We start from the raw sequence: 3,645 nt of genomic DNA on the forward strand, positions 1-3,645 counted from the left end.
ATCATCGTCGGCGTCGTCGCGTGGGTTTACTCCCTCGGTCCGCTGCCTTTCGACGACGCCCGCCAGGTTTCCACCACCATCGTCGATCGGAATGGCAAGCTGCTGCGCGCCTATGCGATGGCGGATGGACGCTGGCGGCTACCGGTCGAGACAAAAACGAACGTCGATCCGACCTATCTGAAGCTGCTGCTCGCCTACGAGGACCAGCGCTTTTACGCACATGACGGCATCGACCCGGTGGCGCTGGGGCGCGCTGCGTTTCAGCTTGCGACGCGCGGCCACATCGTCTCGGGCGGCTCGACCATCTCGATGCAGCTCGCGCGGCTGATGGAGCCTCGGCGGCAGCGCTCGCTCCATGCAAAGCTGCGGCAGATCGTGCGTGCGATCGAGATCGAGCGCAGCTTGAGCAAGGAGCAGATCCTCGACCTCTATCTGGCGCTCGCGCCTTACGGCGGCAATCTCGAGGGCATTCGCGCTGCCTCGATCGCCTATCTCGGCAAGGAGCCGAAGCGGTTGTCGCTGGCTGAAGCCGCGTTGCTGGTCGCGCTGCCTCAATCGCCGGAGACCCGCAGGCTCGATCGCTATCCCGATGCGGCGCGCAAAGCGCGTGACCGCGTGCTCGACCGCATGGTCGAGGAGCAACAGATCAGCCTCGACGATGCGAAGCAGGCGAAAGCCGTTCCTGTGCCGAAACTGCGCAAGCCGATGCCGATCCTGGCGCCGCACGCCTCCGATGCGGCGCTTGCGACGGTCAAGGACGCGCCAGTCATCAAGCTGACGCTCGATGCCACCCTCCAGAAGGTGCTGGAGCCGCTAGCGCGCGATCGTGCCATTGCGTTGGGGCCGAACATCTCGGTCGGCATCATCGTCGTCGACAATGAGAGCGGCGACGTGCTCGCGCGCGTCGGCTCGGCCGATTATTTCGACGAGCGCCGGGCAGGGCAGGTCGACATGACCCGCGCCATCCGCTCGCCGGGCTCGACGCTGAAACCCTTCATCTACGGGCTGGCCTTCGAGGACGGTTTTGTTCATCCGGACAGTCTGATCGACGATCGGCCCGTGCGCTTCGGCTCCTACGCGCCGGAAAATTTCGACATGACGTTTCAGGGCACGGTGCCGGTGAAGAAGGCGCTGCAGCTGTCGTTAAACGTGCCCGCGATCGTGCTGCTCGACCGCGTCGGCGCGAGCCGGCTGGCCTCGCGGCTGCGTCAGGCCGGTGGCAATCTGGTTCTGCCCAAGGACGAGGCGCCGGGATTGGCCATGGGCCTTGGCGGCGTCGGCGTGACGCTGCAGGACCTCGCCCAGCTCTATGCAGGCTTCGCCCGGCTCGGCACCACCAGGCCGTTGCGCGAGATCATGAGCGACAGGGACGACCGCGAGCCGCTGCGGCTGCTCGATCAGGTCGCGGCCTGGCAGGTCGGCAACGTGCTGCTCGGTACCCCGCCGCCGGAGAACGCGGCCCACAACCGCATCGCCTTCAAGACCGGCACCTCCTATGGCTACCGCGACGCTTGGTCGATGGGCTTCGACGGGCGCATGACCATCGGCGTCTGGGTCGGCCGGCCCGATGGCGCGCCGGTTCCGGGCCTGATCGGTCGGGTTGCCGCCGCGCCGATCCTGTTCGACGCCTTCGCCCGCACCGGCAAGACGCTCCTGCCGTTGCCGAAGCCGCCGAAAGGAACTCTCGTGGCCAGCAACGCCAAGCTGCCGTTGCCCTTGAGGCGGTTCCGCCCGCTCGGGGATCTGGTGCGGACCGGGGGCGAGCAGGCCCTGCACATCCAGTTTCCGCTGAACGGCTCGCGGATCGACGTCGATCGCTCAGGTGGCGAGGGCGGCGCAGCCATGCCGGTCAAGGTCGCCGGCGGCGTTCTGCCCATGACCGTCATGGTTAACGGAACGGCGCAGGGCGAGATCGACGGACGGCGCCAGCGGCTGATCGATCCGCCCGGTCCGGGCTTTGCGCGGCTGACCGTCATCGATGCCACGGGCGCCGCGGACACAGTTGTCATTCGAATTCAGTGACCCTGCCTCAAGCGGTTGTGGCGATGGCGGTTTCAGCGTAAGCGGAACCGATGGCCGAGACCTATCCAACACCCCGTTTTGGAGCTCCCCGCGAGCCGAAATCCCCGGTGAATCCGGGCAGCCGGCTCGTCTCCATGTTCGACATCGCCACGGCCAGCCACGTCCGCGCGGTGAGCTTCCTGTTGTTGTGCGCGCTGCTGCTATTCCTGCCGGGCTTCTTCACGATTCCGCCGGTTGACCGCGACGAGGCGCGCTTTGCGCAAGCCACCAAGCAGATGGTCGAGAGCGGCGATTATGTCGACATCCGTTTCCAGGAGGACGTCCGCTATAAGAAGCCGGTCGGGATCTACTGGCTGCAATCGGCCGCAGTCGAGACGGCATCGGCGCTCGGTCTGCCGAAGGCCGAGTTGCGGATCTGGGTCTATCGGCTGCCGTCGCTGATCGGCGCCATCGGTGCCGTGCTCATGACCTATTGGGCGGCGCTCGGCTTCGTCACGCGGCGCGCCGCAGTGCTTGCAGCACTTCTGATGTGCGCCTCGGTGCTGCTTGGCGTCGAGGCGCGGCTTGCGAAGACCGACGCGATGCTGCTGTTCTGCGTGGTCGCCGCGATGGGCGCGATGGCGCGGGCCTATCTGTCCTGGCAACGCGCCGAGGACGAGACCCATCCGCCCTGGAGCTGGCCCGCGATCTTCTGGACGGCTCTCGCTGTCGGCATCCTGATCAAGGGCCCGCTGATCCTGATGTTCGCGGGCCTGACCATCGTCGCGCTCGCGATCCAGGACCGCGATGCCTCCTGGCTATGGAAGTTGCGCCCGCTCTGGGGCCTGATGTGGATGCTGGTGCTGGTGCTGCCCTGGTTCGTCGCGATCTTCTGGCGCGCCGGCGATGCCTTCTTCGCCGATTCCGTCGGCGGCGATATGCTGAGCAAGTTGGGCGCGCAGGAATCCCACGGCGCGCCGCCCGGACTGTATCTGGCGCTGTTCTGGATCACGTTCTGGCCCGGCGCGCCGCTTGCGGCGATGGCGGCGCCTGCGGTCTGGCGCGCGCGGCGCGAGCCCGGTGCGCAATTCCTGCTGGCCTGGCTGGTCCCATCCTGGATCGTGTTCGAGGTGGTGCTGACCAAGCTGCCGCATTACGTGCTGCCGCTGTATCCTGCGATCGCGATCCTCACCGCGGGCGCGCTCGAGCGGCGCGTGCTATCGTGGTCCTGGCTGATGCGCGGCTCGGCCTGGTGGTTCGCGATCCCCGTTGGCGGCTCGATCATCGCGGTCGTCGGCGCGGTGATGCTGACGCGGCAGCCTGCTTTCGTGGCATGGCCGTTCATCGCGGCCTCGCTGATCTTCGGCCTGTTCGCCTGGTGGCTTCACGACAACAATCACGCCGAGCGCTCGCTGCTCAACGCGCTGGTCGCAGCCCTGATGCTCGCGCTAACGGTCTACGGCATCGTGCTGCCGTCGCTGACGCCGCTGTTTCCGAGCATCGAGATCGCACGCGCGCTTCGCAACGTCACCTGCGTGGGCCCGAAGGCGGCCGCGGCCGGCTATCACGAGCCGAGCCTGGTCTTCCTGACGGGTACGCAGACGCTGCTCACCGACGGTTCGGGTGCGGCGGATTTCCTGCGGC

The 3,645-nt window shown here is 67.1% G+C and carries 2 protein-coding genes; both read left to right on the forward strand.

The annotated features are described in order from the left end of the window. A complete protein-coding gene (gene pbpC / locus IVB32_RS30160; RefSeq protein ID WP_247412275.1) occupies window positions 1-2,022 on the forward strand; it encodes a penicillin-binding protein 1C in 2,022 nt (673 codons plus the stop codon). Between the two features lie 50 nt (window positions 2,023-2,072). After that, on the forward strand, window positions 2,073-3,645 hold a 1,573-nt coding region (locus tag IVB32_RS30165; RefSeq protein ID WP_247412278.1), incomplete at its 3' end, for a glycosyltransferase family 39 protein.

Source organism: Bradyrhizobium sp. 23 (assembly GCF_023073295.1).
GTDB classification, from domain to species: Bacteria; Pseudomonadota; Alphaproteobacteria; order Rhizobiales; family Xanthobacteraceae; genus Bradyrhizobium; species Bradyrhizobium canariense_D.